General features: G+C 48.4%; 21 protein-coding genes. All 21 read left to right on the top strand.

Annotated elements, in window-relative coordinates:
• Nucleotides 1–185 precede the first annotated feature (185 nt).
• Nucleotides 186–1,010, top strand: a complete 825-nt coding sequence (locus tag BIZ37_RS20265; RefSeq protein WP_187463038.1) for a hypothetical protein — start codon at nt 186–188, stop codon at nt 1,008–1,010.
• Complete coding sequence (locus tag BIZ37_RS20260; protein WP_187463037.1) at nt 1,007–3,154, top strand: MFS transporter; 2,148 nt, start codon at nt 1,007–1,009, stop codon at nt 3,152–3,154. Before BIZ37_RS20265 ends, BIZ37_RS20260 begins: the two co-directional genes overlap by 4 nt.
• Complete coding sequence (locus BIZ37_RS20255) at nt 3,151–4,245, top strand: ABC transporter substrate-binding protein (protein ID WP_255526842.1); 1,095 nt, start codon at nt 3,151–3,153, stop codon at nt 4,243–4,245. The genes BIZ37_RS20260 and BIZ37_RS20255 overlap by 4 nt, the downstream gene beginning before the upstream one ends.
• Complete coding sequence (locus tag BIZ37_RS20250; RefSeq protein WP_187463036.1) at nt 4,245–6,305, top strand: type VI secretion system Vgr family protein; 2,061 nt, start codon at nt 4,245–4,247, stop codon at nt 6,303–6,305. The genes BIZ37_RS20255 and BIZ37_RS20250 overlap by 1 nt, the downstream gene beginning before the upstream one ends.
• On the top strand, nt 6,306–6,917 hold the full coding sequence (locus BIZ37_RS20245; protein WP_187463035.1) for a hypothetical protein: 612 nt from the start codon (nt 6,306–6,308) through the stop codon (nt 6,915–6,917).
• Nucleotides 6,896–7,195 (top strand): PAAR domain-containing protein, encoded by a 300-nt coding sequence (locus tag BIZ37_RS20240; RefSeq protein WP_187463034.1) that lies wholly within the window; start codon nt 6,896–6,898, stop codon nt 7,193–7,195. The genes BIZ37_RS20245 and BIZ37_RS20240 overlap by 22 nt, the downstream gene beginning before the upstream one ends.
• Before the next feature lie 27 nt (nt 7,196–7,222).
• Nucleotides 7,223–8,272, top strand: coding sequence for a hypothetical protein (locus BIZ37_RS20235; protein ID WP_187463033.1), 1,050 nt, complete (start codon nt 7,223–7,225; stop codon nt 8,270–8,272).
• A gap of 57 nt (nt 8,273–8,329) precedes the next feature.
• A complete protein-coding gene (locus BIZ37_RS20230; protein ID WP_187463032.1) occupies nt 8,330–9,694 on the top strand; it encodes an ImpA family type VI secretion system protein in 1,365 nt (454 codons plus the stop codon).
• A 53-nt stretch (nt 9,695–9,747) separates the two neighbouring features.
• A complete protein-coding gene (locus tag BIZ37_RS20225) occupies nt 9,748–10,272 on the top strand; it encodes a type VI secretion system tube protein Hcp (RefSeq protein WP_187463031.1) in 525 nt (174 codons plus the stop codon).
• A 24-nt stretch (nt 10,273–10,296) separates the two neighbouring features.
• Nucleotides 10,297–10,803, top strand: coding sequence for a type VI secretion system contractile sheath small subunit (gene tssB, locus BIZ37_RS20220; protein WP_187463030.1), 507 nt, complete (start codon nt 10,297–10,299; stop codon nt 10,801–10,803).
• Nucleotides 10,800–12,278 (top strand): type VI secretion system contractile sheath large subunit, encoded by a 1,479-nt coding sequence (gene tssC / locus BIZ37_RS20215; RefSeq protein WP_187463029.1) that lies wholly within the window; start codon nt 10,800–10,802, stop codon nt 12,276–12,278. Before tssB ends, tssC (BIZ37_RS20215) begins: the two co-directional genes overlap by 4 nt.
• Nucleotides 12,279–12,322: 44 nt before the next feature.
• Nucleotides 12,323–13,789: a type VI secretion system contractile sheath large subunit gene (gene tssC, locus BIZ37_RS20210; protein WP_187463028.1), complete on the top strand. Its 1,467-nt coding sequence runs from the start codon at nt 12,323–12,325 to the stop codon at nt 13,787–13,789.
• Nucleotides 13,786–14,208, top strand: a complete 423-nt coding sequence (gene tssE / locus BIZ37_RS20205) for a type VI secretion system baseplate subunit TssE (RefSeq protein ID WP_187463027.1) — start codon at nt 13,786–13,788, stop codon at nt 14,206–14,208. The genes tssC (BIZ37_RS20210) and tssE overlap by 4 nt, the downstream gene beginning before the upstream one ends.
• Nucleotides 14,201–15,976: a type VI secretion system baseplate subunit TssF gene (gene tssF, locus BIZ37_RS20200; protein ID WP_187463026.1), complete on the top strand. Its 1,776-nt coding sequence runs from the start codon at nt 14,201–14,203 to the stop codon at nt 15,974–15,976. Before tssE ends, tssF begins: the two co-directional genes overlap by 8 nt.
• Nucleotides 15,967–16,944, top strand: a complete 978-nt coding sequence (locus BIZ37_RS20195) for a type VI secretion system baseplate subunit TssG (protein WP_255526841.1) — start codon at nt 15,967–15,969, stop codon at nt 16,942–16,944. The genes tssF and BIZ37_RS20195 overlap by 10 nt, the downstream gene beginning before the upstream one ends.
• On the top strand, nt 16,941–19,598 hold the full coding sequence (gene tssH / locus BIZ37_RS20190) for a type VI secretion system ATPase TssH (RefSeq protein ID WP_187463025.1): 2,658 nt from the start codon (nt 16,941–16,943) through the stop codon (nt 19,596–19,598). The genes BIZ37_RS20195 and tssH overlap by 4 nt, the downstream gene beginning before the upstream one ends.
• 37 nt (nt 19,599–19,635) lie before the next feature.
• The gene (locus BIZ37_RS20185) at nt 19,636–20,361 is read left to right on the top strand and encodes a substrate-binding periplasmic protein (protein ID WP_370577409.1); all 726 of its coding nucleotides are present in this window, start codon (nt 19,636–19,638) and stop codon (nt 20,359–20,361) included.
• Between the two features lie 20 nt (nt 20,362–20,381).
• On the top strand, nt 20,382–21,389 hold the full coding sequence (locus BIZ37_RS20180) for a type VI secretion system-associated FHA domain protein (RefSeq protein WP_187463024.1): 1,008 nt from the start codon (nt 20,382–20,384) through the stop codon (nt 21,387–21,389).
• Nucleotides 21,390–21,394: 5 nt separating this feature from the next.
• The gene (gene tssJ / locus BIZ37_RS20175) at nt 21,395–21,958 is read left to right on the top strand and encodes a type VI secretion system lipoprotein TssJ (protein ID WP_187463023.1); all 564 of its coding nucleotides are present in this window, start codon (nt 21,395–21,397) and stop codon (nt 21,956–21,958) included.
• Nucleotides 21,959–21,970: 12 nt separating this feature from the next.
• Nucleotides 21,971–23,296 (top strand): type VI secretion system baseplate subunit TssK, encoded by a 1,326-nt coding sequence (gene tssK, locus BIZ37_RS20170; RefSeq protein ID WP_187463022.1) that lies wholly within the window; start codon nt 21,971–21,973, stop codon nt 23,294–23,296.
• Nucleotides 23,297–23,299: 3 nt separating this feature from the next.
• A partial coding sequence (gene icmH / locus BIZ37_RS20165; RefSeq protein ID WP_187463021.1) for a type IVB secretion system protein IcmH/DotU occupies nt 23,300–24,412 on the top strand: 1,113 nt, incomplete at its 3' end.

Below are 24,412 nucleotides of genomic sequence, written 5' to 3'. Positions count from 1 at the left end.
GTGAATATATGGTTATTGCCTAAAATTCCCGATAGTCTAGTTTTAAATAAAATACAAAATTAGAATTTAATTTTTAGAGTCAAGATCAGGTTTTAAAAACAAATCATTTTTTCATCCACACTTTTCTCCTTTGGCTGCTAAATATTTGATTAGCGGTAGCGTCACGATGTGGGAGTAAGTGGCCAATGAAGGCTTTTTTTGAAGTACATTTAAGGTTAGTCATCACGGTTTGGGTGATTTTACTCTCTGTGCTTGGTCTGTTGTATTTGATGAACTATATGAAATTCGACAATCTGATGTCTCAGGTTGTTTCCTCAAAGCTTCAAGTTATCTCTACTTCATTGGAATCTTCAATCCAACGTACAGAACGTTTGGGCATTCCACTTCATTCTGCCCACAACCTCCAAACAAGTTTTAGCAAAGCCAGCACGAGGGAAGAAAACGTTAAAGCAGTGAAATTAATTGATGTAAAAGGGGATATCGTTTTACAAGCCAACACAGTGGACGTTGTCAGCCTTCCACAAGATGTTGTACGCAGGGCGTTGAACTCTAACGAAGCTTATTGGTTATTGAGCACAGAAGACACGCTATTTAGCGGTCTACAGGTCAAAGATAGTTTTGACCAGCTAATGGGCAGCATCGTTATCGAGTACGACAAGAGTGCAATGTATGGGGTATATGCAGCGGTTCAATTGCATCTGCTTGAAGTGACTGTTGTGCTGTTTTTGATATCCGCCCTGATTGTTCTTTTTGCTGTTAGATACGGACTTAGTGATGTCACCAATGTTATCAAGTTAATTCATGGCTACTCAACCCATGGAGTATCGACTAATAATCCGCACAAAACATCAAAACTACCGTCTGGAGAAATGACCCAGAAGTTTGCCGAACAAATTATTCAAAGTGAAAAAATGAAGACTCATGTCTCTGATGAAATTGATAAAATTAAGTCTGTTTCAGGAACTGAAAAACAAATTAAACGCGCCGATTCTGTAGAGGTTAGCCAATGAGCCAAGTAAAAAGCTTGGCAAGCTTCATAAATAGCCGACTAATTCTAATTACGGTATTAACTGCTTTGTTTGCCTCTATATTGAGTGCATTCTATACCTTGGCAGAGTTTAATTTTGCTATAAAGCCAGAATTGCTTAAAAAAGCCAATGTTGTCGCTCAGCTTGTTCATGACGATGTAGAACTGGCAACAGAGGCTGGCGTACCATTGGATCAGATTCGGGGAATGGACGCTTACTTGGCCGATGCTTTATCTAAATATCCAGAACTTAATTTTATTGGGATTAGCGAGGGTAAAGAGAGCCAACTGGGTCAAGTAATATATCAAGCAGGTACTTTAGCTAATGTCGACATAGAGCGTACCCAGCAGTTTGAAGCGACTTCTACACAATATTTAAACTCGTCAATAACTGAACGAGTGTCCATTGCCATTAAAGAGCTTCCATCGCTATTTTCGATGCCATTTACAGACAACTCAGTCAAAAGTGATGTGTTCCGTTTGGCGATAAATGACCAGCAGGGACAGATCGGAAGTGTTATTGTTGGCCTGGATGCGACATATATACAGTCCCAGCTGCTCGATATTTTCTTTGATATTGCCATTGTACTTATTGCTGTACTGCTAGTTTGCTTTGAAGTCGTCATGGTTGTGGTGATGGTCTACATTTCAGGTCCGCTTGAAGAGTCCGAATCAATATTGAAGCGCCAGATAAAAGGTGATTTCTCGGTCAATGACCAGACGTCTGAGCGAGGGGCCATTGGTACTTTCTCCAATAAACTGAACCATGACTCAAGGCAGCTTCAAACGAAATTCACATCGTTGTTCAACTATTTATCGAATCAAAAATCCACTAGTAACAACGAAGCCGACAGCCTCAAGCAGCACCTGAAGCGAATTTCGGAGAAGTTTAACTTGCAGCGTAAGCTACAGGTTCGCAAAGGCGACATTGTCGATGCCCGCATTCCACTGTTTGTGTTCTCGTTTGGTGAAGAGCTGCAAAAATCCTTTATGCCTTTGTATGTGGCTGAATACTACGAACCCAATTCGTGGATTAGCCAAGGGGTTATGCTAGGTCTACCTATTTCTGTCTTCATGTTCGTGATTGCCGCCTTTACGCCGTTTGCCGCCAAACTCGTCGACCGATTTGGTCAAAAAAGATTGTTTCTATTTGGACTTATCCCGGCCATTGCAGGTTATTTAGGGTGCGCTTTTGCAACCAACAGTATGGATATCGTAATTTCCCGAGGCATAACAGCGCTGGGGTATGCGGTGATAACCATCAGTTGCCAGAGCTACATTGCTGCCGTAGTAACGTCGGAAAATCGCGCCAAGGGTATGGCAATTTTTGTCGGAGTGCTGATGACAGCCACCATGTGCGGAACCGCATTGGGTGGGATCATCGCCGATCGCGTTGGCTACCAGCCAGTGTTCTTGCTATCTGCTGTCTTGGCTGCCTTTGCCGGTATGCTGGCTTGGCGGATGTTTTCCGCAGAAATTGAAACGACAAATCGCAGTGTCGCCAAGAAAAAAGGCGGTTTATTACTGCTGGCCAAAAATATCCGCTTTGTCGCTGTTGTTCTGTGCTGTGCGATCCCAGCCAAAATTGTCCTGACGGGGTTCCTCTACTTCCTGGTTCCATTGTATTTGGTGTCTTTGGATGCCTCGCAATCAGAAATTGGCCGGATCATGATGATCTACTCGTTGGTCATCATCCCGCTTAGCCCAATTGCATCCGGTATTGCTGATAAAACTCAAAAGACCCGTGAACTTATCGTGTTGGGTACGGTGCTGTCAGGTGTGATCCTTCTTTCGCTCTATGGTGAAGCGTCGCTGTTCAAGATTTTACTTGCTGTCACCTTGATGGGGGTTGCCCATTCGATACTCAAAGCACCGCTTATCGCCTGTGCATTGGAAGCATCTGAAGCTACACCGGAAGTAGGACGCACAGAGGTATTGGGCATCCTACGCACAGCAGAGCGTGTTGGTAGCGTGTTCGGTCCGATTATCGTTGCTTCGCTGCTGGCGTTTGGCAATTACGGCTTCGCGATGGCAGTTGTCGGGGCAGGGATTATTGTCAGTGGTCTGTTGATGCTGTTCTTCTTGAAAGCGCCTTCTTCTCAGGTTAGCCAGGAGGCAAAGGTATGAAGCGATGTACTTTAGCGATATCGATGTCTTTGTCTTTAATGTCTGGCGATGCGTTTGCCGACCAATACCAGGTCGAGAGCTTAGATGCTCAATCCACTGAGACTAAGACCGTATTTATGGCGGTATGGCGTGGTTGCGAAGAGGCTTGTCAGGGGTTTAAAGATTACCTCGCAAACAACGAATACCCGGCAGAAGTTATCGTCAAGAATGCCAACCGTGACCGTTCAAAGCTCGAAGCCATTCTAAACGAGGCCAAAGAGATGCAGCCAGATCTGGTTGTCACTTGGGGCACCAGTGTTAGCAAGGCACTACTGGGCACTCGCGCTGAATATGGTGAAGCGACCAAACTAGGTGATATTCCGGCCTTGTTCATGATAGTGGCTGACCCGTTGGGCGCCGATATTGTCGAGCAGCATGACAAAACCGGAAGACCTATGCTGGCGGGAATCCGAAACAGGATCAGCGAAGATGTCCAGATACGTGCGATGCGTGAGTATTTTCCGGTCGATAAAGTCGGGGTGGTTTACTCCGATGCGGAACTCAATTCAAACCTCAATACCCAGAAACTCAAGCAACTTGCGGCGGAAATGGATTTCGACGTCGTAGAGTCTTTGTATCTCCTTGACGAAGAGGGAAAACCATTACCTGATCAGTTCGATGCAAGAATGCAGCAGCTTGTAAACGAGGGTGTCGATGTCGTGTACGTTGGCTCGAGTTCATACAACCTTGCCAATACCGATGCTTTTACCCAGTCGGCCATCGAATATGGGTTACCTGTTGCCAGTGCTTATGACTCAATGGTGACCAAGTCCTCAGCTTTGATTTCGGTGTCGAATAAATACTACCGGGTTGGTCAGCTTGCTGCTAACCAAGCGGTAAAGATTCTATTTGACGGTGCGGTGCCGGGTGAGATGCCGATTGCAGAGCTCAGTCATTTCTCGATTTCAATCAATATGGCCGTTGCGAGGGAAATGGCATTGTATCCGCCTATTCAGCTGCTCCGTTTCGCTAACCTAGTTAATGCTACGCCTGTTGTCACCCGGACAGACAGTGAAGGCAACGGTCGAATCATGGATGGGGAGACCAAGTAATGAATGAATTACTCGATATACAAGGTAGTTTCTTGGTCGTAAAAGATGCCAGTAATAAAGAGTTCGTTGGCTCTGGGTTGGTCGTTAAAGAAACCTTGAGCGGTGATTACCAATACTCGGTTGATGTCCTCGTCAGCACCTCGGATCCGGCTGCTTGGATTGGCGAGGAAGTTAGTTGCAATGTGTTTGATGTCCTTGGTGATAGCCGTAGTGCTGTCAGGGAATTCAAAGGTGTTGTGATAAAAGCCCAGGCTCAATCACAACGGATTGATTCCTCATTTTACAGTATTAAGTTGACGGTAAAGCCATGGCTGTTCTTGCTTAACTACTCACGGAACTGTCGGGTATTTCAGGAAGCAACAACCCAATCGATCGTCACTTCCATCTTCGACGAACTAGGTTTCAAAGGCAGTTACAGCGTTAAGAGCATGCCTTCTACCAAGCGGGAATATTGTGTTCAGTTCAATGAATCTGATTTTGAGTTTGTTACCCGTTTGCTGGCGGAAGAGGGCGTGCACTATTACTTCGGCAAAGACAGCAACTCGGGAACGCTTTATTTACAGCAGGCAGATAAGTCATTTGCCAAAACCGATGCGGCCAAGCTTGATTATGCCTCGGCGCCAACAGGGGATAACGACATTCTCGACACCTGGCAGCGTGAACATGCTTTTTTGAGTGCTTCACTCGAAATAGCCGGGTATGACTACAACCAATCCAAATTGATCACTAGCAAGGCCAAGAAAAGCAAATACACAGTATCAGGCAATACCAAGCTGACTGATTATCGCTACCCAACAGCGAGTCCTGCTGGAAGCTACAGTGATTTGGCTTCTGTAGGGGACATACAGCGCTCACAGCAAGACTCCAGTTACCACTGTGTCCAGGCCACTTCACAGTCAACTGATATCTGTGTCGGGCACTTTATGACGCTGGCTTCCCACAGCCAAAGTTCTGAAGAAGGCAATTACCTTGTCTCTTGCCTTGATTATGAATTTGGTGCCGACGGGTCAAACAGTTTTTGCTGTAAAACAAGCTTTAGTTGTATTCCCGAAGACCAGATATTTTTCCCGCAACAGAAAGAAAAGCCAACCTTGTTTGGTCTGCAGTCGGCTGTTGTCGCGGGCAGCAAGCAAGGCGAGCCAGCGAGTGACGCGCTGGGCAGAGTCAGGATCAAATTTCATTGGGACCCAGAGACCGGCGATAAAACCAGTTGTTGGGTGCGTGTGGCCCAAGGGATGGCTGGCAGCAGTTATGGTATGCAATTTCTGCCTAGGGCTGGGCAAGAAGTGCTGGTGAGTTTCATCAACGGTGATCCGGACCAGCCAGTTGTGGTTTCCAGCGTCTACAACAGCAGTAACAAGCCACCATACCCGACGGCGAATACAACCCAAAGCGGTGTTAAAACCAAACTGGCTGGTGAAACCAACGAACTACGGTTCGATGACAAGAAAGACAACGAGGCTTTCTACCTACATGCAGCCAAGGACTTTACCAGTGAGGTGGTTAACGACCATCAGGAAACGGTGGGCGGAGAGATGAAGCTAGCGGTAACCAAGAATATTGCCCAAAGTGTCGAGAAAGCCTTCACCCTGACCGCCAAAGAAGATATTTCGCTCACGACAAACAAGTCTTATGCGCTCAAAGCTGATGATGCGATTACTGCCCAAGGCAAATCGATCACCATAACTGGCTCAGATACTTTAACGCTCAAGGTTGGCGACAGCAAAATTGTCATGAGCAGCAGCAAGATAGAACTATCAAGCAGCCAGATTGCCATTGCCGGAGATTCCAAAGTCTCTATTGATGGGGGAAGCCTTAGCCAATCCGGGACTTCAGTCAGTATCAAAGCCGATGGTTCGTTCAGTGGCAAAGCGGGGAGTTCAATGTCGCTTCAGGCCAACAGTAGTTTTACTGCCAAGGGCACCAGCAGTGCAACCATCAAAGGACTTAATGCCACCTTGCAAGGTGATGTGGGTGCCACAGTCAAAGGTACCGCAAAAGCCGAAGTCAGCTCGAGCGGCCAAACCGCCGTCAAGGGCGGGATAGTGATGGTGAACTAGATGAAAAAGATCCCGTATGCCAGCTCAACAGACATCTTAAGCTACATAGCCCTTTCGGAAGAGGCAGAAGTGGTAGTTCAGTGCGATGCGCCGCCGTTAGAAGTGATAACACAGCTCAATCAAGCTGAATGCTACATCGATTTGGGCCATTTCTTCGCCCATGCGCTGCCTATGAGGGAGGCTATCTGGTGGTGTGTACAAGCTATGCGCTTGCGTCAGCCAGACTGGAGCCTAGAAGAAGCAAAACTCATTGATGACTGCGAGCGCTGGGTTAGGGAGCCCAATGAGGGACAGCGTCGCCGTATCGAAAGCCAGTTGGAAGCAATGAAGGACGATAGTGCGCCTAAATGGCTTGGTCAGGCTGTTTTTTGGAGTGGCACCGGCAGTATAGCGCCGGCTGATAATCCCGTCGTGATGCCGGTTGAATGCCTTTATGCCAAAGCGGTCGCCGGTGCGGTAAATACCGCTGCAGTGATACCGGAATGGCAATCGAAAGAAAAAGGCCACCGGAAATATTACCAAGGGGCTTTTCAAATAGCACTCGATATTGCTAATGGCGGTGCCGGAACAGTGAAACAAGGAGGTGATGTATGCCATGCGCTGCTCGACTAACCGACATGCACACTTGCCCGATGCAAACGCCGGGAACGCCACCTATTCCGCATGTTGGAGGGCCAATTGTCGGTCCTGGTGCTGCAACGGTACTTATTTGTTTCTTGCCCGCAGCCAAAATGGGGGACTCATTGGTGTGTGTCGGTCCGCCAGATAGCATTGCCAAAGGCAGTGCCACTGTTCTTATCAACAATACGCCTGCCGCAAGGATGGGTGATACCACAAGCCATGGGGGTTCCATCGTCGTAGGTGCGCCAACGGTGCAGATTGGTGGTTAATTAGGATTTAAACGCTAGGAGAGAGCGATGCCGACTTACACGCGTGGTGACATTATTTCGCAAACAACATTTTGGGATACCTACCATAAGCGGGAGCAGATTGAGGAGTTGGTCGAGCAGGCCAAAATCGCAGATAAAGAGCTACATAAGTTCATGTTGGAATTGACAAAAAACGTCAAATGCGAGGGTGGCAAGCCGATTAAGTATATGCGCGGGCCATTGAAAACCCGTGAGCGTATTGCCGAAAAGTGCGGCATTACCCAATGGGACGACCCGAGTACTGACAGAACATCCAGTGTGAAAACACCACTGGAAGTAAAGGATATTTCAAGGGCTACCATCGTTTTCAGCACCATTGCCCAAATGATGGCGTTCCGAAATTACATTTACAAAACGCCTAACTTCCAGGCCATCAAGGACAAGCAATCACCAGCTGTCAAAGACTTGTGGACCAAGGGGGTTGAGGATGAATACAAGGACGTGAAGTTCTTCTTGCAGGTCAATATTGAATTTACCAGCAATGTGACTAACCGTCCTAAAGAGAAACGTACCATTCCACACATTGTCGAGTTGCAGCTCAATGTGTCGCAAATGGCGCGGGGAAAGAAGTACGGCCATGCATTCTATAACCTTTCGAGGCTGGGAAAACTGGATGGGAAGTCGGTATTTGTATGGGATAACTCTGACTGCGTAATTACTGTTCCGGGAGCCAAGAAAGGTAATGTTGGCAATAAGTTACGCACTGCAATAGTGATGTGTCGCAGTATGGCTCAGGGCGATCAGCAGGTACTGCTAGCAACCAATATCTTGTCAAAAATGCTAACCAGTAAACTACGCCTGTTGGACAAGCGAGTGACTGGTAAAAAAGTGGAATACAACGTATATGCCAATGGCGATAACCCATTAGTGATCCGCTGTGGGCCCTATAACTCCAAGGTTGCTGCCAATCAAGACTCAGGACCTGCGCAGGCTTGGGCTATCTCTTATCTATCAAGCTTTATCTGGGGCAACTTTACCGCATTCCAGAGCAAACCTGGCATTACTGGCACCGCCGCAAACTGGTTTGCCGAACACTAATTAGGGATTTTACCAAGGGCGTTTAGCCAAGGTCTTAGCATCAAGGAAGTAGGCACTATGTTTGACGATTTGCTCCAGCCGATATCAGATGACCAACCGGGAGGTGAATACCTCAAGGATAACCGCGCTCTGTACCGAGGCTACCGTAATGCTTTTAACGTTGCCCAGTCATCTTTTCGTCAGTTGGTAGAAACACCTGAAGCTGCCGAAGATATTGAGACGGTTAATGCCAACAGCGATAACTGGACAAATTTGGCCTCGGAATGCCACAGCTGTTTGCAGCAGCACTCTAAAGACGTGGAGATCCTATCTTGGTATACCGTCTCGCAGTTATTTACAGCCGATCCTTTGACCAATCTGGCCAGCGCCCTGACAACCTTTGAGCAGGTCATCAATCAATATTGGGAATCGCTGCAACCGATACTGCCTGAAAAGAAACGCAAAGGGGCGACCGAAGCCGAACAGGACAAAGAAGTTGTAGAGCACAGGGTAAAACCACTTTTGCAGTTAGTGGGAGACACCGCCGAAAGTGGCTTGTTGTATATGCCGCTTCAAATACTGCCTTTGGTCGGAGATGTCGACTATGGAAAGTTTTACGCGGCGGAAAAAGCGGGCAGCCTAGCCGAACTCAAGCAACAAGCCGTGTCGGTGTTTAGCGCTGAAAAAGCTGATGTCGAGGCGAAGATCATCACCTTGGCAGAGGTGCTAAAGGCATTGGCAGCGCTAGAGAAAGCGATCGGCGAGAAATGCCTTGCTTCGGGAACAACCGGGGTTAGCTTTCGCTTTGTCAAAGAGACGATTGAACGCCTGATTGGCGCGATGAAGTATTTGGTGGGTGACCAGTTTGCAGTTTGGCCACTTGATATCCAGGCGCAAGATCAGCAGTCCGAGCAGGCAGCAACACAGCCTACTGAACAGGAACAAATGAACAACCCTAACAGTAATCAACTAGAGGGAGGAAATTCACAAACAATAAGCCAGACAGCCGCGAACATGAATATGGTCCACAGTGCTTTCCAAGGCCAGGCTACACAGGGTATGGCCTCGCGAGAGCAGGCGCTGGCTGAGCTACAGAAAATAGCCGATTACTTCCAGCAAACAGAGCCGCATAGCCCTATTTACCTGTTGTTAAAGCGGGCCATTCGATGGGGTGGCATGTCACTACCGGAACTGTTGCAGGAATTGGTCGGTGATCAAGAATCAGTGAATTTAAGGATCCAACAGCTGGCAGGGCTGGAAAGTGCTGAGCATCAGGCAGCCTTTAATCCTGCACATTCGCCTTCGGGAACACCAGCTAGTGTTCAGGTGAGTGAGTCTCAAGCGTCATCCGCAGTATCGATGCCCCTTGATGAACCAACGCAAGGTTCGGTCTCAGCAAGCCAAAGCTCAGAGGGTAGCGGCTTGTCACAGATCGAATGGTAATCACATCTTTCATTTTGAAATGCATATCCATTGTAAATAAAGAGGGATAAATAATGGCTTCTATTTTTATGCGAATCGACGGACTGAACGATATCAAAGGTGCCGCGACTGTTGGTGATATTGGTGGTAAAAAAGGCTTTTTCGCCCTAGATACCATGACCTGGGGTGCAAACCGTGGCGTGAATGTCGATGTCGGTAACGCAAACAACGCCGATAAAGGGATGGTTTCCCTTGATGCTATCCATATCTCGCGTACCTCCGATGGTGCCTCGCCGCATCTCACTACTTTTCTTTTTGCACCAGGCGCTGAAGGGAAAACGGTAGAAATTCTGCTGACCAAACCATCGCGTGATGGTGCGGGCGCAGACCCTTATTTAGTTATCACGTTGGAGAAAGCCCGTATCGCCGATTACAACATCAGCGGCTCCGACGGCAATTTACCTGCTGAAACATTCAGTTTGACCTATACCACGCTCACCAAGGTGTACTACCAGGAAGGTGACGGCGGCAAGATTGAAAAAGGCGATACCGTCAAATTCGATTGCACCACCGGCAAATTAGAGTCGAAAGCTAGCTAACTCTAAAGATAAAGGAGATACAACGTGGCCTTAAATTCACAGCACAAACGTGTAAGCAAAAACCGGGTAAGTATTACCTATGATGTCGAGACCAATGGTGCCGTTGAAACCAAGGAATTGCCATTTGTAGTGGGTGTCATTGGGGATTTCTCTGCCCATAGGGATGATCGCGAGGAACTGGAAGATCGCACTTTCTACCAGATTGACAAAGACAACTTCGATACCGTGCTAAAGCGTGTTGGACCTGAGCTAAAGCTAAAGGTCGACAACACCTTAGCCAATGATGACAGCCAGTTTGAAGCCGCCCTGACTTTCAATTCAATGAAAGACTTCGAACCGGATTCGCTTATCGAGCAGGTTGAACCACTTCGCAAATTAGCTGAAACGCGGCAGCAGCTCAAAACCTTGCTATCGAAAGCCGACCGCTCTCGTGATTTGGAGAAGTTACTGAAGGAAGTGCTGCAGAGCGCTGATCAGATCAACGCGCTGTCTAGCGAACTGGGAATAGAGAAAAAAGGGGATGAGTCATGAGTGCAGAGTTAGAAGCACAAGCGGCAACGGCCACAGAAGAAGGTTCGTTGAGCTTATTGGATAGGGCGATAACCGCAACAACCCAGACCCCGGCTGATACCACAAAGGAGCTCTTTTCTGTTCTGGCAGAGCAAGCTCTCGACGGAACGGTTACCTGGGACAACAACCTGACCAAGACTATCGAAAATGCCATTGCTGAAATTGATAAGCAAATGTCAGGTCAGTTGTCTGCCATTATGCAGCAAGACGATTTTCAGCGCTTGGAAGGGTCATGGCGCGGCCTGAATAAATTGGTTCGTGAAAGTGAAACCGGCCAATCCTTGAAAATCAAACTGGTCGACTTCTCGAAAGACGAGTTGCTTGAGCAGTTTGAGGATGCGCCAGCAGTAGACCGCAGCCCGCTGTTCGATGCTTTGTACCAGAAAGAATTCGGTACTGCAGGCGGTGAGCCCTATGGTGCGCTGATAGGTGATTATAATTTCAGCCATAAAGACGAAGATATTGCTTTGCTTCGTTATATGGGCGAAACCGCAGCTGCCAGCCATGCGCCATTTGTTGCGGCGGCCAACCCACAAATGTTTGAACTCGATAGCTTCGAGACATTCAATGAGGGTAAGCCGGTTGCACCGGGCTTTGATTCACCAGCTTATGCATCTTGGAATGCGTTCCGTGAAAGTGATGATGCACGCTATGTGGTGCTGACTTTACCACAGACACTGGCGCGTTTGCCTTATGGCGAAAAAGGCCTGTCAACCAATGCTTTTTGTTATGAAGAGTTAGCGACAGATACCGACGGAAACCCTAAACCGAGCGATAACTCGCAATTGGTGTGGTCGAATGCTGCCTATGAGCTAGGTCTGAAAATGACCCAGTCCCATACTGCATTTGGTTGGTGTACTGCTATCCGTGGATTGGACAACGGCGGTAAGGTAGAGAACCTGCCGAACCTGACTTACAAGTCTGTGGCTGGTGATCTGCAGCAGCAGTGTCCGATTGAAGTCAACCTGACTGATGAGCGCGAGAAAGAGCTGAGCGATCTCGGGATGTTGCCTTTGGTCCATTATAAAAATGCCAACTACGGCGTGTTTATCGGTAGCCAGACGACACAGAAACCGAAGACCTATGCTGACCCAGATGCCACCAGTAATGCGGCTATCTCGGCACGACTTTCCTACATCATGGCCAGTAGCCGAATTGCCCATTACCTGAAAGTAATGGGACGAGACATGCTGGGTTCCAACCTAGAAGCCAGTGATATCCAGAAACATCTACAAACTTGGATCGACCAATATACCAACTCAGGGGCTGTGGGTAATGCGGAGCGTTCGAAAACCCCGCTTTGTGAATCACAGATCCAAGTGGTTGAGCAACCTGGCCGTCCAGGTTCTTACTCGGCAGTGGCCCATTTGCGTCCTTGGTTGCAGATGGAAGAGCTGACGACATCGGTTCGTATGGTCGCGAAAATACCGGGTTAACCGCCTGGGTTTGCAATAACAAGGAACTAAAGGTTGGTATCAGGATGATAAGTGCAGACCTACAGCAAAAGCTAAACCAGTTAGACAGCAGCGACAAAGCGTATTTACATGATGCTTTGGTGCTGTTGGCTCAAGCTGACAAAGGTATGCTTAGCAGCCAACAGGCTTTCAGGTCGGTGGTAAATCGACTTATTGCTGAAATAGATCGCTTGGTGTCTGCGCAAGTGTCTGCACTTATTCACCATCCTGAATTTACCCAGCTCGAAGCTTCATGGCGGGGGGTGGAGACCTTGGTTTCACTCCCTGTTAACTACCAAAAGATAAAGGTCAAAATTTTAGATCTTGCTTGGGACGAGCTATCTTATGAACTCAACACCGCAGTCTCACTCAAGCGTACCCGTTTATATAATCTCATCGGTAACCAAGAGCTTAATACCTCTGGCGGTCAGCCATATGGCCTGATGGTGGTTGATCACCAAATATCGATGGATTTCGACAGTGATTACGATGATATCTACACCCTGGAACTACTGGCCAAAATGGGGGATCACTGTCTGTGCCCCTTCGTCGCTTCACCTTCTGAGCATTTTTTCGGTGAATCAGGTGCGGATTGGTTGTCGGATACTCATCGCATTCAAAAGATAATAGATGGCCCTGAATTTATTTCGTGGCAACGGTTACGAAGCCTCTCAACTTCGCGATTTATCGGTCTCACTCTCCCCAGTATCCGTCTGCGCGAGGCATACGGACAAACTATCTGCAAAAAAGTGGTCTTTTCTGACGTTCATTTGGCTGGCAGTGAAGATATGCCGCAAGGGTTGTGGGGGAATGCGGCGTTTTTGTTTGCCTCTGTTGCGATGCGGGAGTTCAACCGAATCAACTGGTTTGGTTTCATGAAGTCCCGTTGGCAGGACAAATATCATGGCGCCCTGGTCAACCTGCCGCCTAGCAGCATAGGTGCGATTTCTGTTCAGAACCCGAAGCCTAGTGTCAGGTTCATTACGGAAATGGGCAGCTTTTATGCTGAAAACGGCTTTATTCCTTTATGCCACAGCCTGACGACAGACAAGTTCTACTTCAGGGGCAATGGTTCAATCTGGGATCATGGCGATGATGATGCCGAAGCCGTGATGGGACAGATCCAGACCACCCTGATGATCTGCCGTATTGCCCATTACCTCAAGGTGCAAATCAGGGGGATGATGGGGAACTTCCAAACTGCCAAAGAGTGCGAAAACTTCCTCAATAGCTGGCTTGATAACTATGCCAGTAATCTAACAGAAGCCGATGAAATTACCCTTGCAAAATATCCGCTGAGCAAAGGCAGGGTAACAGTCAGTGAGGTTGAAGGGCAGCATGGTCGATACACCTGTGATGTGCTGGTTCAGCCGCAATACCAATTCGATAACGCGTGTGGAGAGGTATTGATTTCCACTGACCTTGGTGGTGAAGCTCGTCCTGCTTCACCTTTATCATCATCGCAAGGGGCTGTTGCCGGAGGTGTCGCATGAGTTTTTGGGGCACATTCATCGCAAAACAAAACGGTAATGAAGATGACCTGCTGGAATCGATTCGCTACCAGCTAACGGTATTGCTGAATTCGGAAGCGCCGATGCGGGTGCTTCCCAAGCAATTTAAAGAGGTACAGCTATCCAATTTTAGTTTCGGACTCGATGCGGCCTACAGTGTTAGTAGCCAAGTTAATAAAGAGCAATTCTCGCGTTCCCTCGAAAAATGGGTGCGTGCATTTGAACCCCGCCTGTCAGAAGTCAGTGTCTTCGTAAAGGAAAGCGACCCGAGCAAAAACATCATGAAGTTTTCGCTGATGGCGAAAGTCGATGTACAAAATGGCGAGCACGTTTTCCTTTTCGACTCGAGTATTAGCCTCTCAAGTCAGTCGGCAAAAATGGAGGGGCAAGAAGTTGTCTGATCAATTACTCAGTTACTACGAACGGGAGTTGGCTTATATACGCCAGTCTCTGGAGGGCTTTGGCCAGCAGTTTCCCGAGCATGCCAGTTCGATGCGGTTAAATCAGAGTGGTCAGGAAGATCCGAATATCAGCCGCTTGATAGATGCCGTGGCATTGCTGACGGCAAAGACAGAAAAGCGTATTGATGAACAATTTCCCGAAGTTCTGCAAGATCTGTTTAACGTGCTGTATCCCGGATATTTGCAAACTGTTCCGAGCTATGCGCCGTTTAAGCTTGAATTGTCCGGCGAGGCAGGAGCAGAGCCATTGTCATTAGCCAAGGGTTCTGAGTTGTCGGTTCAGGTAAACCAGAGCGAGTGCCTTTTTACCCTTGTCGATGAACTGGTGGTTGCCCCTTATGATATTGCGCAAATAGAAGCCAGTTCGGCCCCATTTAATTTCCCGACGCCGAAAGCGATTCGCCGTGCCGATGCCGTTATACAGTTAACGCTGAAAAGTGATGACCCATCGATATTGTTTTCCCAAATGGCGCTCGGCCATTTCGATTTTTATGTCAGGGGGTTTGAAAATAGCTCCCGTGGCTTGATTGATTTGTTGTTGCTCAATACCGAAGCCGTGTCGCTATTGGACGAAACCGGTTGCCAATCGGAAATCGATGTCGGCAGGCTTCGCTCACGGGTCGCTGATCCGGATTTCAATTGGTTGCCGCAATACGGCAACCATCTTGCAGGCTTCGATCAGCTCCGAGATTACTTTGCCTTTCCCGATAAAGCGGCTTATTTGAGAATTGATGATCTCGGTAAGGAGCTGATGCAGTTTTCAACCAATACGCTGACGCTAAATTTCTTTGTCCAGCAGTTGCCAACCGAGTTCTTGCGTCTGTTCACTAGCCAAGTTTTCGCTTTGAACACCGTGCCTGCCATCAATCTCTACCAACAGCACGGTGAACCCATTCGTTATGACTTTACCAAGCTGGCAATGCCAGTAGTGGCCGATGTTGATAATGACAGCGATTTAACCGTTGTATCTATTGACACCGTTAATGAAGTTCTGCCGACCGGTGATGCCCCTTTAATGCCGGTTTATGACGGAGGGTATTGGTTAGCGCAGCAAAGGCCGAAATGGCAAGCCCGACAAAAATGGGATGAGAAAGGACGGCGTCAAACTGAAATATCCATCAGCGATGCTGATATGCGCGATGGCAAAGAAGACGTTGTGTTGTCCTTGCTGCTCAATGTCTGTAATGGCCGTTTACCATGCTTGATCCCCAGCCATACCGAAGCCGACTCGTTGGCAGCGGTAGACCTGCCGGGTTTGATTCGGGTAGTGAAAACACCGACGGCTCCTCAGTACCCCTCCTTGGACAACCATTTGAGTTGGCGATTTATCGCCTTGCTCAATGCCAATTTTTCCAGTTTGGTACAAGTCGATGATCCGACCCGAGTTCTACAGGATGTTGTTCGCCTTTGCTGTAACAGTATCCACTGCAGCGTGGCAGATGCGATTAAAAAGGTGACTTACCGCCATATGGTCGCACCTGTCACGATCGGCAGGCAGAGTATCTTTTCCTCGGGCACAGAGGTGATTTTATTGCTAGATAACGAGCTGCTGGATTCTGAATTTGCCGTGGTCGGGGAAGTGCTCAATGCCTTCTTCAAACAGTTCTGTAGTTTTGACCGCTTTATCCAGCTCTCAATAGAACGCTTCGGCACTGACGAGCCGGGCCTGGATTTTGAAAAATGTCACGGGAGCCAGTTATGTCTGTAGCCTCTCGTTTGCTATCCCAGCCTCAGCAGTTTGATTTCATTCAGGCTGTTCGTATTCTCAATACGATTAGTTCTGCTAAAGGCATGGATTTGGAACTGTCGGCAGATCCCATGCCCAAAGGGGCTCCATCAGATGTCACCGCTATCAAACATAGCCAAGATAAAATTACCTTAAGCCTTGGCTTGGAGGCGTTGTCAGGATGCAAAGGCGTTATTCCCGATTACCTCTACGCTGAAATGCTCCAAAGCCTGCATCAGGATGACAGGGCATTGCAGGCTTTCCTCGATGTGTTTAACCAACGCTATTTTGAGTTGCGAGCAAGCTTGGAGTGCTCGGGAAACCTATTGCTGCGGGATGAAAGGGAAACCGTACTAGCAGCGCATAGCTCAAGGTTGAGCCAACAAGCAGCGTTAGCCAATCTCTTTTCCTTACCGGATATGAAGGGTAATGCGAGCGAGCAGAGCACCTTGAGATATGGGCTATTGCTTGGCAACAAAAGCCGCAGTCTATCAGGCCTGAAAGAGTTGTTATGTAGCTACTTTTCATTGGATGTTTCACCACGCGTTTTACCTTCGGAGCTGTACCGCATTCGGCCAACCCACCAAACCAAAATTGGCAGCCAGCAAGGTCAAAACCATCTTCTCGGCCAAGGGGTGGTATTAGGTTCGAAGGGGGAGCAAGCATTCAAATCTATCGAAATCTATATCACGCCCCAAACTAAAGCTGAATACAAAAGCTTGTTGAAAAATACTAGGCTGGCACTGGCGATGACACAACTAGTACGGGCCTATCTCAAAGACAACACCGAACCAAAGATCTATCTCTATGTGAAACGGGAATATATCGACCCTCCCGTTCTTTCTATGGGTAAGCAAAGCGTTCGACTCGGGGAAGCCAATTGCCTTGCACCCGAAAGGAACAGCAGTCATTTTCGCAAAATCTTACTACTGCCGGAGAATAATGTATGACACAGGTAAAACTGGGTAACTTGGTAGGGAAACTCACTCCTCAGTTGAAGGCAACGCTGGAGCAGTCCGCAGCCGCCGCGATGGCACAGACCGTACCCGCAATCGAAGTCGAGCATTGGCTGGTAGAGCTTCTGGCAGCTAAAGATGAGCCGTTGCTAAGTTATTTACAACGTCAGCAAGTTGACCCGAATACATTGAACAATGAGCTTTCAATACGCATTGAGCGCTTGGTCAAAGGCAGTAATGGCCAACCGACAATTAGCCGGGCTTTGAGTGAATTAATGGAAGAGGCATGGCTACAGGCTTCGGTTAACTTTGGTCACGGTCAGATCACCAGCTTGCATCTACTACTTGTGTTGCAGCAAGCCGATAACTTTGGTGTCAAAAGGTTACCGCTGGAAAGCTTGAAAGATATCTCGCTTGAAGCTTTGTCGGCACAGATTTCCCAACTGAGTGATGCTGTAGCAGGAAGTGCCCAAGGAAGCTCGGTAGCTGGCGCGCAACACTCCAACTCTTCACCACATAACCAAGGCGGGGCACAAACTGCCGGTGGCGCATTGGATAAATACACGGTCAACCTAACCCAGCAGGCGAGGGATGGGAAAATAGACCCTATTTCAGGCCGCAACAGCGAAGTGCGCTATGCCATCGATATACTTTGTCGTAAGCGCCAGAACAACCCGATCTTGGTCGGTGAGCCCGGTGTCGGTAAAACCGCGGTTGTTGAAGGCTTGGCACTGCGCATCGTTAATGGCGATGTGCCTCCAGTGCTTCAGGGCGTAGAGATTTGCTCGTTGGATTTGGGGCTGTTACAGGCAGGTGCCAGTATCAAAGGCGAATTTGAAAATCGCTTAAAAGATGTGATTAATGAAGTTAAAAGCTCCGAAACACCTATTATCGTCTTCATTGACGAAGCACATACCTTAATTGGTGCCGGTGGGGCTGCCGGGCAAAACGATGCCGCCAACCTGCTAAAACCCGCCTTGGCGAGGGGCGAATTCCGCTCAATTGCCGCCACCACTTGGGCTGAATATAAAAAGTATTTCGAGAAAGACCCAGCCTTGACCCGACGTTTCCAAGTAGTGAAAGTCGAAGAACCTAGTGAAAATGATGCACTGCAAATGCTCCGAGGCGTTGCAGCTTCCCTGCGCAAACATCATGGCGTCTTTATCCGCGAGGATGCGCTTGATGCCGCTGTTTCCCTTTCTGTCAGGTACTTACCGGCAAGACAATTACCCGATAAGGCCATCAGCCTGCTTGATACCGCCTGTGCCCGTATTGCCTTAACCCAGGGGGCGAAACCTGAGCGAATCGAGTATTTGGAACAACAGCTGCGTTACCTGAACAATGAGCTAGAAGCTTGTGATGTGGAAGATACCGTCTTGGTCGCTTTGGCCGAAGATAGGGAGCCGCTGCGCGATACCTTGGCTGCTAAGCAGGAAGAGTTGAAGGATTTGACCGCGCGGTGGGAGCACGAAAAAGCCTTGGTCAAAGAGATCAGTGAACTCACCGAAGGATTAGAAACGAGTCATGCCAGCGGGGATATCAGCGATGCCTCGGTCCAGCAGAGCCAGAATGCACTCAAAGATAAGCTAGCGGAGCTTGATAACGTACAAGGCGAGGATCCTATGGTTTTCGCCATGGTCGACAAACAGGTTATTGCCGAGGTGATCTCCGCTTGGACAGGTATCCCGGCCGGTAACATGGTCAAGGAAGAAGTGGCAGAACTGCTGTCGCTCGAAGATGCCCTTCATCAAAGAGTGATTGGCCAGCAGGCCGCTATCGGTGAACTCGCCAAGAGTATCCGAATTTCACGGGCAGGATTGACAGATAACCGCAAGCCTGTCGGCGTTTTCTTGATGTGTGGCCCAAGTGGTGTTGGTAAAACGGAAACCGCAATGGCGCTGGCCGATAAAGTCTTTGGTGGTGATAACAATCTAACAGTCATCAACATGACTGAGTTCAAGGAGGAGCACAAGGTATCGATGCTGCTTGGCTCGCCGGCAGGTTATGTCGGTTATGGTGAAGGCGGGGTGCTAACAGAAGCGATAAGGCGCAACCCTTACACGGTGCTGCTGCTCGATGAAATGGAAAAGGCCCACCCAGGTGTCCATGACCTGTTCTATCAGGTGTTCGACAAAGGGTATATCAAAGACAGTGAAGGCCGGATGATAGATTTCAAACACACAATCATCATCATGACCTCGAATGCTGCTGATCAGGCAATTTGTGATATTTGCGAGCAACATGAAGAGAGGCCGCAAACTGAAGACCTTGTTGAGCAAATCCGCCCGGCATTGCAGCAATTCTTCAAACCCGCCTTTTTGGGCCGCACCACCATCGTCCCATATTACCCGCTAAACCATGAAGAACTCGGCAAGATCACAGAAATTAGCCTCAACCGTATCGCCAAGAAGGTCAAAGAAAAATACCAGGCGACCTTTGAGTGGGATCAGGCATTCATTGATTTTGTGGTATCGCGAAATACCGATCCGACAACCGGTGGACGCGCCATTGAGCAAATTATTAACCGCTCTCTGATGCCGCGCTTGGCGGTTGAATGTATCCAGCGGTTGAGCGATTGCTTACCAATTGACCAGATTGTCGTTAGTGCAGAGAGTAATTCTGGGCAGTTGGTGCTAAGAATAAATTAGGCCTCGAAAAAAGCTGACAACAGAAAGTGAGGAAGTTGTGCTGAGCCAGGTTGTGAAAGGAAACCCGTTCCAAATATTGAAAGGGATCACTCTAGTTGGTGTATGCCTGACCTGTTCTACCGCATGGGCGGTAGACAGGGTCGTGCTGGCAACACAAAACTGGTCGCCTTACCAGACCGTGAATAGTGACGGTGATATCGGTGGTGTTGCCGTCGACCGGATCAAGTGTACCTTTCGCAATATGGGCCAACCCTATGAGATCAGGATGATGCGATGGGACAAAGCACAACTGCTGGTGGAGACCGGAAAAGTGCATGGTTTCTTTTCTGGCTCTGCCAACGCTAAGCGGGCTTCGTATGCACAAGCCTCAGACCCCATTGTCTCTGAAAACCTCGCTTGGTTTGTCAGTCCTGCTGTGAGGGAAAACATCAATGACGAAACCGCCAAATACAGCCTGAGATACGGCGTTAAATACAACACCAACAAGTGGCTATCGCTAAAGCGCGATGGTTATAACGTGATTAAAAAGCCCCGCGATGCAGATTCTTTATTGCAGATGCTTTGGCAGGGCGAGTTGGATGTCGCCTACGAGTACGAACTGGTATTCGAGGAAGCAATGGATAAAGCAGGTATTCCAAAGGACTACTTCAACAAGATAAGAACCAGCAAGCAAGATTTGATGGTGCACTTTTCCAAAGGGTTTCTGGCCCAGCAACCATCGTTTTTGAACCGCTTCAATCTTGCCATGGCGCAGTGCCGGTGAACATAACAGGGAAGAAGGCCATGACGATTAGTTTTCAATTGATTGAAACACCAGAAAATGAGCAGGTTACCAGCCGGCAAGTGGCGTTGCCTGCATCGGGGGGGACAATAGGTCGCTCTTATGAATGCACCGTTCAGTTGCCGGATTTCAACCGTACGCTTTCCCGAATCCATGCCGAACTGCGGCCCCACGTGGCAGGGGGATTCGAAATCATAGACCGTAGCACCAACGGATTGTTTATCAACGGTGTTCAACTTGGAAAAGGAGCCAACCAGAGGGTCTCCGATGGGGATAAAATAAAGCTTGGTGGATATACCTTGTTGGTCAGCGATATTGACGCATTGTTTGATGGGAATGCTACTGACAGTGCTAACCAACAGTCACGTACACCGTATACATCTAATTCATTTCCGGATGGTCAGCACCCCTTTAGCGCAGATAGCCTCGCCAGTGATGATTTTCAGCAATTTGTGATGAACCAACCTGCAGCGACAGCAGAAGCACATACAATCAATCCGAAACAGACGAAGCAAGCGCATTCGAGTGAGTTTTCTTCTGAGAATATCTTGGACGATGTATTTGGTTGCGATCCCTTTGATGATGACGATTGGCAGGAGCAGGGTAAACCTGAGCATATCGACGATGTTGTTATGCTCGACGATGACAGTGATCCGATCCTTTCGGGTAGCAAAGCGATCACTATCTCAGAGCATCATCATACGGCGGAATTACAGAGCAGTATTGACCGCCTGAACGCCATTATTGCGCAGCAAGAGCGCACCTTATCTGCCTCGATAGATAGGGAAAAGCTCGTTGTCACCATTGAAGCGACACTAGAGCGCTTTCTTGAAAGTTTCCACCCAGCACACCTGGAAGATGAGTTCGACGACTATATCACCGGATGGGGCAATAAAGAGAAGAAATACTGGGCGTTATACAAAAAACAATTTAACCGCAAACATGCTCGTCGTGAGTATTACCGCTTGTTTTCTTCCATCTTGCTCGAAGAGTTAAGTGAAAAGAGGTGATACCCATGAGCATACTGTTCAAGCACAAAACCTCCCAAATTTGTAAACCTCAAGTTGGAAGTTTAAAACTCGCTGGGTATTTGTTTGCTGGCCTAGGGCTTGTGGGCTTAACGGGCGGCTGTAGCTCGAGCGATAACAATGCTGCTTTTGTCCCGGCCATGTCCCTGTCGGTTGAACTGGCTGCGACCAAAGAGCTGAATGTTTTTGATGACGGCCAGTCACGACCCGTTATTGTGCGAATTTACCAGTTAGCCGACGCAGGTAGCTTCCAGAAGTCAGGTTTTATCGCCTTATATGAGTCAGATAAATCAGTCTTGTCCGACTCTCTGATCGATACCACTGTCATGCCTCCCGTCCTGCCCGGCGAGCAGCGAACTTTCCAGCTCGATTTGCAGCAGCAAGCCAAATTTATCGGTGTATTGGCAGAGTTCTCCAACTATGAATCAGCCAGCCCCAAGGCTTTTACCGCGTTAGTGGAAAGCCCAGAGGAAACCCCGCTTATTATTCGGCTTTCCAGCAACAAAGTGGAAGTGTCTCAGCCAGTCGAGGATGCCTGGTGGAAGTTTTAAGGAGTATTACTGTTGAAACGTCAAAATAAAGTTGTATGGAAAGAGGGGATGTTTATTGCCCCACAACATTTTCAGCAGCAAGACCGCCATACTACACAATATATTCAAAAGTACATGTCGCTGACGACGGGCGGCAAGTGCTTTGGTCTCTCTGTGCTGGATATTGAACCCAACTACCTTAAGCTCGGCAAATTCGGCGTGGTGAAAAGCAGCGGTATTTTCCCTGACGGTACATTATTCGACTGTGCCAAGGAGCTACTTCTCGATATACCCGAAGGAACGTTGAACCAGCGCATTTACTTGGCGTTGCCACTGTCTGTAGAGGGCGAAAATGAATATGGCGAACCTGCCGAACAACGACGGTTTGCTGTTTCTCATTGCAACCTATTCGATGTCAGTGACTCAGGCCAGAGTGCGATTGATGCCGAGCTTGCCGAACCTAATATCCGCTTGGTGATAGAAGGTGAGGACGTCACCGGCCTTGCTTTGTTGCCTATCGCCAAAGTGCTGGAGAGGCAGGAAAATGGCGAGGTGATACTGGACAAGAGCTTTATCCCGGCCTGTCTTCATTTTGGTGCTTCCCCGTTACTCAAAGAACGAGTCAAAGAGATCTATATCTTGAGTCAGGTTCGGGCGATGGATGTTGTCCAGCGTATTGGTGCTGGACAGCAAACCAAGAGTGACCTGAGCCTAATGCGAGAGTTCCTGTGGCTTCAAACGCTCAACCGTTGGATGCCTTGGCTTCATCTTAAGCTAGAACAGCCGGAAACCCGAATTGAAGAGTTGTATGAAGGGTTAGTGTCCTTTTCAGCCGAACTCGATAGCTTTACACCGGCAATGGCAGAGCCGCCGACAGATATATCACGAGAGAATCTGCAGGGCTGTTTTTCAAGTCTGTTTTCAGAGCTACGTGACAAGTTATCCATGGTTCAAAGTGACAATGTCACAGAATTTGATTGGGATACCGGTTTGTTTGACAAGCGCCGCTTGCTGAGGCTGTCTGTCCCCAACCTAAATCAACTGGATGGGAAGCGGTTTGTACTGTCGGTCCAGTCGCCGTTTGGCACTGCCGAACTTGCCCAGACGTTCCCAAGTTGTTGCACATTGAGTGGCTTGAGCCAGATAGTCGAGTTGGTGCGAAATGGCCAGTCAGGGGTAACTGTCACTGCATTGCCGGTTGCTCCGACAGAATTAAAAGCACAATCGGATGTGGCGTATTTCGAGATAGATATCGCCCACGATTATTGGCAAATGCTCAAATCGAAAAGGGAGCCGATTGCACTGCATGTCGATAGCCGTATCCCAGAGCTCAATATCAAGCTATATGCGCTGGGGTAGCAGATGGAAGATTTGTTAGATGAAGTGACGGTAACGGTCACTCCAAGCCGAGAACCATCCAAGGCTGGTCATGACCCAATCAATGTGGGTATTCCGCTATCTCATGCCAATGTGCTCAAGAACAAAGCTCGTTATATGTTAGCTATCCAAAATAGCCAGTCATATGATAACCGTCTGCTCAATGCTTGCTCTGATCTGCTTTCTTATGCCGTGACAGTAAGAAGGATGCAATGCCCGGATGATCTTTATGTATTCAGGGCAGGCCTCAAACAGGCCATAACCGAACTGAAATACAAGATCGCCAAGTTGGAGTATCCGCCTTCGGTAGCCGATAAAACCTGTTTTTTGCTGGCAGCGATGATTGACGAGCAAATTGTCCACTCTGCATGGGGGGAAGGGGCTGGCTGGGAAAACCAGATGCTGGTCAGTGAGCTTTTCGGTATCAAAAATGGCGGCGAGCAATTTTATGTCGTGGCAGAGCGGGCCCTGTTGCAGCCAGTATTGCTGGTGGATCTGCTCGAGCTGATTTTCATTTTGCTCAAAGTGGGCTTTAAAGGCCGTTACCGCGCCGGCGGTCAGGAGCAACTCTCGGTTTTGCAGCAAAGGTTGGAAGAAGCGGTCTTTGCAAGAAAACGCAGTTACCTATTTAGCGAGCGTATTCCTGATGTAGCCGTAGAAGAGGGCAAGGTTCAACAGGCTAAACAACCCCAAAAGCCGATTAGGGTATTTCGTTTATTCCTCGGGGTATTTGCAGTATCTGTGTTGTCTTGGGGAGGATTGCAGTATTGGTATGATACCCAAAAGCCGATCAAGGCAAGAGCTTTTACCCAACTTACAGATTTTACCGACGATTTGTATAAGGTCGAAAGTACCCAAGACAACGAGTATGTGTATGTCAGTACACCCGCTGATATCAACCGTCTGCAAGCTTCAAACCCAGTAAGATCATCATCAGGTTCGCGGGCAAATACAGCGATAAATGACCCTTCCACTATTTGGGTGGTTCAACTTGCCACATTCAATTCCCGCTCACAGGTCGAGCAATTTCAGCAGCAATACCAAAGGGCGATTCCGGATACCGTTATCGACGAGTGGCGGGGAAAATATCGCCTGCTC

Source organism: Photobacterium sp. BZF1 (assembly GCF_014349205.1).
GTDB lineage: Bacteria > Pseudomonadota > Gammaproteobacteria > Enterobacterales > Vibrionaceae > Photobacterium.
This window is presented reverse-complemented; position numbering and strand designations above follow the sequence as displayed.

Excerpts from the sequence above, each read along its gene's own strand:
- BIZ37_RS20255 (WP_255526842.1), top strand. The coding sequence starts at position 3,151 with ATGAAGCGATGTACTTTAGCGATATCGATGTCTTTGTCTTTAATGTCT.
- BIZ37_RS20225 (WP_187463031.1), top strand. The coding sequence starts at position 9,748 with ATGGCTTCTATTTTTATGCGAATCGACGGACTGAACGATATCAAAGGT.
- tssH (WP_187463025.1), top strand. The coding sequence starts at position 16,941 with ATGACACAGGTAAAACTGGGTAACTTGGTAGGGAAACTCACTCCTCAG.
- BIZ37_RS20235 (WP_187463033.1), top strand. The coding sequence starts at position 7,223 with ATGCCGACTTACACGCGTGGTGACATTATTTCGCAAACAACATTTTGG.
- BIZ37_RS20240 (WP_187463034.1), top strand. The coding sequence starts at position 6,896 with ATGCCATGCGCTGCTCGACTAACCGACATGCACACTTGCCCGATGCAA.
- tssC (WP_187463028.1), top strand. The coding sequence starts at position 12,323 with ATGATAAGTGCAGACCTACAGCAAAAGCTAAACCAGTTAGACAGCAGC.
- BIZ37_RS20265 (WP_187463038.1), top strand. The coding sequence starts at position 186 with ATGAAGGCTTTTTTTGAAGTACATTTAAGGTTAGTCATCACGGTTTGG.
- tssC (WP_187463029.1), top strand. The coding sequence starts at position 10,800 with ATGAGTGCAGAGTTAGAAGCACAAGCGGCAACGGCCACAGAAGAAGGT.
- tssJ (WP_187463023.1), top strand. The coding sequence starts at position 21,395 with ATGAGCATACTGTTCAAGCACAAAACCTCCCAAATTTGTAAACCTCAA.
- BIZ37_RS20245 (WP_187463035.1), top strand. The coding sequence starts at position 6,306 with ATGAAAAAGATCCCGTATGCCAGCTCAACAGACATCTTAAGCTACATA.
- tssE (WP_187463027.1), top strand. The coding sequence starts at position 13,786 with ATGAGTTTTTGGGGCACATTCATCGCAAAACAAAACGGTAATGAAGAT.
- BIZ37_RS20260 (WP_187463037.1), top strand. The coding sequence starts at position 1,007 with ATGAGCCAAGTAAAAAGCTTGGCAAGCTTCATAAATAGCCGACTAATT.
- BIZ37_RS20195 (WP_255526841.1), top strand. The coding sequence starts at position 15,967 with ATGTCTGTAGCCTCTCGTTTGCTATCCCAGCCTCAGCAGTTTGATTTC.
- BIZ37_RS20250 (WP_187463036.1), top strand. The coding sequence starts at position 4,245 with ATGAATGAATTACTCGATATACAAGGTAGTTTCTTGGTCGTAAAAGAT.
- BIZ37_RS20180 (WP_187463024.1), top strand. The coding sequence starts at position 20,382 with ATGACGATTAGTTTTCAATTGATTGAAACACCAGAAAATGAGCAGGTT.
- BIZ37_RS20230 (WP_187463032.1), top strand. The coding sequence starts at position 8,330 with ATGTTTGACGATTTGCTCCAGCCGATATCAGATGACCAACCGGGAGGT.